The sequence below is a fragment of the Chitinispirillales bacterium genome, assembly GCA_031254455.1.
Taxonomy (GTDB): domain Bacteria; phylum Fibrobacterota; class Chitinivibrionia; order Chitinivibrionales; family Chitinivibrionaceae; genus WRFX01.
In genome coordinates this window covers 1-6391 of record JAIRUI010000107.1, presented here as the reverse complement: position 1 = coordinate 6391, position 6391 = coordinate 1, and the positions used below count along the sequence as shown (strand labels likewise).

Below are 6391 nucleotides of genomic sequence, written 5' to 3'. Positions count from 1 at the left end.
TAGCTTCTATATCCAAACAAAATATCTTTAGAATCTCCCTAAATTTATGCTCTGAAATTCTTGAACGAATTATATATTTGTTTTCCATTGTCCCTCCTAGTATTACAACAAAATAATTTATCCTTAACTCATCTTGAACCTAAATTAATAATACCAAATCTCAGAAAAACATTCACTATAATCTAAAATTTCAAAAGATATTGGGCTACATGTTCCTTCTATCAATTTTATTATTTTACAAGAAAGAGTATCACTTATTGAAAGTCTGTTAGTTGAAATACAATCTGCGGATGCAAAACTCAAAAAAGATCTACCGCTTTCAATCCAATCAAATTTTTCATTATTTGATTTATTAAACATTGAAAAATATACGAGAAAACCATCTATGCAATTATTATAACAGTTTTCATAATAAAGCAATCCTTCACATCTGTCTTTACAATAATCTTCAAGAGACGTAATACTGTCAATGATTACATAAGCGTCAATGGTAATGTATTTGCAACGCCCTCCGGCTCCAGCACAAGATTGACATATAATACTCAATATCAATATTGCCAGCAAAAGCAATATTAAATTTATTTTATTTTTATGCATTTCAATTATCCCATGATTTGTATGTGTAACCAACAACACAATCTTTCGGCTCAAAAGGTATCCAAGTGCCTTTAACTACCACTTGACCATGCACATTCGTAACATCTTCCATTCGAAACGTATACGTTGCAAATTCAACGTAATCGTCCGTTTCTTTCTTCTTGGTCACAGATGTATATAATTCCCTCTAAAGAACGAATTATATACTTGTTTTTTCTTCTTCTTATCATAAGTTAAGCAAATATAATTTACGCTTAACTCATCTTGAACCTAAGGGAATATACTATTTGCAAAATCTGACTGTCAGACAACAAAACTTGCGCTAAAACAATAACCGCGCTAAGCGCTTACGCAACAGGCTTCTTAAAACACACTCTGATCACCCGCACAAAACATCTGCGATTCTTTGCGACGCTTTTCCATCGCCGTAAGGGTTTTCTTTACAGACCATCGAATTACGAATCTGCGTATTTTTAAAAATTTGAGACGTTTGGGAAACGATAAAATTTTTATTTGTTCCCAAAATTTTAATAACGCCGCATTCGACGCCTTCCGGACGCTCAGTTTCGTTTCGTAAGACAAAAACCGGTACGCCAAAACTTGGCGCTTCTTCCTGAATCCCGCCCGAATCAGTCATAATTATATAAGCCTTGCTCATTAAAAACATAAATGAATAATAATCGACGTCGCGAAGAATTTTTATGTTCTCCGTATGCAGAATTATCGGTTCGATAATTCGCGCAAGCGCCGGATTTGGGTGCAGAATAACCAAAAAATCGCAGTCCGTATTGCTATGCGCAAGAATTTTTATCGCATTGTATATTTCAATAAGATTTTCACCGATATTTTCTCTTCTGTGGGTAGTAATCAGAACAATTTTTCGACTATCGTTAAACGAGTATCCCGCTTTTTTTATGTTCTCAAGAACGGTTTTTCGTAAATTTTCATTGGAATTTATCCTACTTCGTATCTCAAAAAGCGCATCAACAACCGAATTTCCCGTGACAAAAATTTTTGACTTATCAATATTTTCCGAAAGCAACGCTTTTTCGCTGTGTTTTGTGGGCGCAAATAAAAACGAACTTATCGCGTCAATCATTATTCTGTTACCTTCTTCCGGAAACGGCGAATAGATGTTACCTGTACGCAAACCAGCCTCAATGTGCGCTACTTTTATTTTCTGATAATATGCCGCCAATGCAGAAACGAACGCCGTTGTCGTATCGCCGTGTACAACGACTACGTCTGCGTCAAATTGCTTAAATACGCCGCGAAGTCCTAAAATAACAGCCGAAGAAATATCCGATAAATCCTGCCCTTGTTTCATAATATTCAGGTCAAAATCAGGTTTAATTTCAAAAACGTCAAGTACGCCGTCTAAAAGTTCACGATGCTGCCCGGAAACGCAAATTTTCAATTCGACATTTTTCCTTTTTCTCAATTCCAAAATCGGGACCGCCATTTTTACCGCTTCGGGACGCGTTCCGAAAACAAACAATATTTTTTTCATATCAACTCTCCGACAAGTGTCATTCCACTGCTTTTAACAATCTTTACTTTTGCGATTTTTCCTCCCAAATCTTGATTTGTATTCACCAAAATCCGCTTCGCGCCGAAATCTTGCCCGACCCAAGAATGTGTGTGTTTTTTGTTTTGTTCCAAAGTAAAAAATGTTTCAAACTCTTTTGAAATCATCGACGAATAAAAATCTTTAGTAATAGAATTTTGTACCTCTACGAGTTTTGCCAAACGACGCTGTTTCTCCTCTTGAGGAATTTGCCCTTGTTCTTTACAGGCGGCTGTTTTGTCTCTTTGCGAATAAGCGAACATAAACGCAAACGTAAATTTCACTTGCTCAAAAAGCGAAATCGTTTCGTAAAATTGTTCTTGCGTTTCTCCGGGGAATCCGACCATAGCGTCGGTAGTGATGTCACAGTCGGGAATAATTTCGCGAATCATCGCAATTTTCTCAAGATATTGTTCGCGTGTATATTTTCTGTTCATTTTTTCCAAAACTACGGAACTTCCGGATTGTACGGGCAAATGGATATGCTTACATAAATTTGGAGTTTTTGCAATAGTTTCCGCTAATTTCCCGCTTATGTCTTTCGGATGAGAAGTCATAAACCGCAAACGTTTAAGTCCTTTTGTTTGCGAAACCTTTGCCAATAAATCCGCAAAATCCAAATTTTCGTCTCCATAAGAATTTACATTTTGCCCTAAAAGAGTAATTTCCAACGCCCCGCTGTCGATAATTTCTTGCGCTTGATTACAAATTTGCGCAGATTTTACGCAATGTTCTCTGCCGCGGACAAACGGCACGATACAATACGTACAAAAATTGTTACAGCCGCGCATAATCGGTAAAAAAGAACTCCATCGACTTCTTATATTTTGCGGCAAAATGTCAAAATGCCCCAGCGGCAAAAGATATTCGTCTATTTTTTCTTCAATAAATTCAATTTCCTGCGCACCGATAATCCTTTGAATATTTGGAATTTTCTCTTTTAATTCATTACTTGTCCGTTGCGCCATACAACCGATAACCCAAAGCAACGAATCTTTTTTTTTTATCGCACAATATTCCATTATTTGCGCAAAAGCCCTGCTTTCCGCCTTTTGACGGACAGAACAAGTATTCACAATCACGATATCGGCGGTTTTGATGTCTTGCGACAAAGAAAATCCTCTTGCCGTAAGCAATCCGGCAATAAAATCGGAATCGGCGCTATTCATTTGGCAGCCAAACGACTTCAAAAAATAACTATACATTTTTTTTGTTTTGCTCCAAAATTTTTTCGGCAAGATTTATGAAACTTTCAGGTAAACGAATCGCGCTTCCGCTTTTTTCATCCACAGCGACAATTTTCGCCGTTCCTTTGCTCAAACACTTTCCGTCCTGATTAAACATTTCGTCGCGAAAACTTACTTGAAAAGACGAAATTGCGTCTAATTCCGTTTCAACTCTCACTAAGTCGTTGTATTTTGCGGGATAGCGATACTGTATTTTGACTTCGGTAACGGCAAAAACTACGCCTTCTTCATGATATTTCGCCAAATCAATTTCGTGTTCGCGAAGGAATTCCGTACGCCCTCTCTCCATAAATTTTAGATAATTTGAGTGATAGACTACGCCGCTCAAATCGGTGTCTTCGTAATAAATCCTTATGTCAATACGACTCATCGTTTAGTTTCCTCCAAATTGTAGAACGGCTGATTCCCAAAATTTTCGCCGCCTTTGAGTAATTATTTTTACATTTTTTCAATACAAATTTAATATATGCTGTCTCCGCGTCATTAAGTGTCATTAAAGAGTTTATGCAAAAAACGTCGTTATCGTCTGTTCCCTCATTTTTTTTATCCGGAATTATATCTTTTTTCACTTCAATAAGAGGAATATCCTTATATTCAATTGCCAAACTTTTGTGATTCAAGTATTTTTCTTCAATGAATTTTTGCAAATACTCGGGCAAATCCTCAAACGAAATTACTCCCGATTCATTCACTACCGTCGCGTGTTCTATGACGTTTCGCAGCTCACGAATATTTCCAGGGTAATCATAACTCATAAGCGCAAACTTCGCCTCGTTTGAAAAATCAAGCGTACCTTTTTTGAGTTTTTCGCACTGCTGATGCATAAATAAAGGAATTAAATACGAAATGCTTTCTTTCCGCTCTCTAAGCGGCGGCAGAGTAATTGCAAAAACGTTTATTCGATAATATAAATCTTCGCGGAATAAATTATCTTCAATCATTTGCTTCAAATTTTTGTTAGTTGCGGCAATTATTCTGCAATTTGATTTTCTATCCGAATTTTCACCGACTCTCCTAAATGTTTTTTCTTGTATAAAACGTAAAAGTTTAACTTGACAGTTAAGCGGCAAGTCGGCTATCTCGTCCAAAAAAAGCGTTCCGCCGTCCGCCTCTTCTACGACGCCGGATTTATCCGCGACCGCGCCTGTAAACGAACCTTTTTTATGCCCGAACAACTCGCTTTCAAACAAATTTTCCGGAATCGCTCCACAATTTACCGCAACGAATTTGCCGTCGGACTTTGACAATTTATGTATAATTTCCGCAAAATATTCCTTTCCCGTGCCGTTTTCACCCAGCATTACTATGTTTGCGGAACTTGGAGCGATTTTCACGCACAAACGAACTACTTTTTCCATTACCGGGCTGTTTCCCGTCATATCCCAAAGCATTTTATATTCGTTTTCAAACAATTTGTCCGAATTTGACATAGCGTTTATCTCCAAAATGTATTTTTGTCCGAACTTTTGCGATAAAATTAAATCGGAGAATAGGTAAATGTCAAAGGTTATCATAATTTTTGTCGCTTTTTCGGTAATTATAGTTATAGGTACGGGGATTTTAGCGACGATTTATTTTCCAAATTCCCTTGAGTCTATGAAAGCGGAAATAGTGGAAGCGAGCGCAAAAAACGGATTTGAAACAAAAATCGAACGCGCAGATTTTCGATTTCCGAATTTGATTGAATTCGGCGGCGTTTGTGTCGGCGATTTTTCAAAAAATATAAAAGCGGATGCAAAATCATTTGAACTTGAAATTTCTCTCCTCGCTTACGCAAGAGCGATTTACAAGCAAAAAATCAAAAAAGAAAAAGTAGGTATAAGTGACTTTTCAAATTCTGCAAAACTGAAAAATATTGTTTTTGGGGTAAACGATAAAGAAATTTTTTCCGATGCAAAAGCGAATTTACGCTTTGAAAAAGAGACGCTTAAATATGATTTATTAATAAATAAAGTCGATAATTTTTATTTCCATGTGAAAAAAATTGAGGCGAGCGGAACCATTGACAGCGGATTTTTTAGTATAAATTCAAATATCAAAATTTTTGAGGGTAATTTGAATATGAAAGCGAATTTCGACTCGTATAATTATTTATTAAAAGACATTGAAGCGGTTTTTAATAATATTGAAATCAAAAATTTGTTTCCTGATTTATGCGTCTATGGAAAAATTTCCGGCACAATGGTTTCGAGCGATTTTGTGGATATTAAGTCGGATTTCTCAAAAATTTTAAGAGAAAAACAGGCGGTTTTTTCAATAGAAATGAGCGATTTCAAATACAATAACCAAAAATATTCAAAACCGATATTAAGCGCGGTATCGGTTTTGGGAATAAATAATCTTGATTTCGCAAAAATTACGACGAATTTCGACTATTCCTATTCAAAAGTTCGGGTTAATAGTTTTTTAGCCGACAATTTTAAGTATGCGGTTTCTGCAAACGGACATTATTCTCCGCAAAATAATAAACTTGACTTCAGCATACAAATACATTTCAATCCGGATATGAAATTTGCAGTTAGAAAAGAAATTTGGAATGCGATGGTTTTTGCCGAACCCAAAAACGAGGGACGAAAAATCGGCGGAAGAATCGACGGACATGTGAGCGGTTATTCCATTTCTTTGGACAACGAAGTTATGAAAAAAGGCGTGAATTCGTTTTTGAAAGAGATTGAAAAATTATTTTGAGAAAAAGGTCTTGTAAAAGTCCCTTGACAAATATCCGATAACAATATTATATTATCAATAACGATCTTAATAAAGTATGAATTTGGGTAGGGTTAATAAATATGACGATAATTAGCAAAACAGCAAAAAATATTTCTCATTTGTTTCTCAAAATGGTGCGAATCGTTCATACGTCAATAACTACGAAGTTTAATTACGCATATAGTCCTAACAGCCCCCCCCCCCCCCCCCCCCCCCCCCCCCCCCCCCACCCCCCCCCCCTCCCCCCCCCCCTCCCCATACCACTACAACA

Annotated in this window: 7 protein-coding genes and 1 pseudogene; 2 read left to right on the top strand and 6 right to left on the bottom strand. The window is 36.7% G+C overall.

The window, feature by feature from the left end:
• The 6 genes from LBH98_08410 to LBH98_08385 form a co-directional block, all read right to left on the bottom strand.
• The coding region (locus tag LBH98_08410) for an IS1595 family transposase (GenBank protein MDR0304769.1) at positions 1-88 on the bottom strand (88 nt) is incomplete at its 3' end.
• Positions 89-144: 56 nt separating this feature from the next.
• Positions 145-597 (bottom strand): hypothetical protein, encoded by a 453-nt coding sequence (locus tag LBH98_08405; GenBank protein ID MDR0304768.1) that lies wholly within the window; start codon positions 595-597, stop codon positions 145-147.
• Positions 598-976: 379 nt separating this feature from the next.
• Positions 977-2107, bottom strand: coding sequence for a UDP-N-acetylglucosamine 2-epimerase (non-hydrolyzing) (gene wecB, locus LBH98_08400; protein MDR0304767.1), 1131 nt, complete (start codon positions 2105-2107; stop codon positions 977-979).
• The gene (gene miaB / locus LBH98_08395; GenBank protein MDR0304766.1) at positions 2104-3369 is read right to left on the bottom strand and encodes a tRNA (N6-isopentenyl adenosine(37)-C2)-methylthiotransferase MiaB; all 1266 of its coding nucleotides are present in this window, start codon (positions 3367-3369) and stop codon (positions 2104-2106) included. Before miaB ends, wecB begins: the two co-directional genes overlap by 4 nt.
• A complete protein-coding gene (locus LBH98_08390; protein ID MDR0304765.1) occupies positions 3362-3781 on the bottom strand; it encodes a YbgC/FadM family acyl-CoA thioesterase in 420 nt (139 codons plus the stop codon). The genes miaB and LBH98_08390 overlap by 8 nt, the downstream gene beginning before the upstream one ends.
• On the bottom strand, positions 3768-4841 hold the full coding sequence (locus tag LBH98_08385) for a sigma-54 dependent transcriptional regulator (GenBank protein MDR0304764.1): 1074 nt from the start codon (positions 4839-4841) through the stop codon (positions 3768-3770). Before LBH98_08385 ends, LBH98_08390 begins: the two co-directional genes overlap by 14 nt.
• A gap of 67 nt (positions 4842-4908) precedes the next feature.
• Here LBH98_08385 and LBH98_08380 point away from each other — a divergent pair, with 67 nt between their 5' ends.
• Positions 4909-6099, top strand: coding sequence for a hypothetical protein (locus LBH98_08380; protein MDR0304763.1), 1191 nt, complete (start codon positions 4909-4911; stop codon positions 6097-6099).
• A 214-nt stretch (positions 6100-6313) separates the two neighbouring features.
• Positions 6314-6391 (top strand): annotated as a pseudogene (locus tag LBH98_08375) (polymer-forming cytoskeletal protein).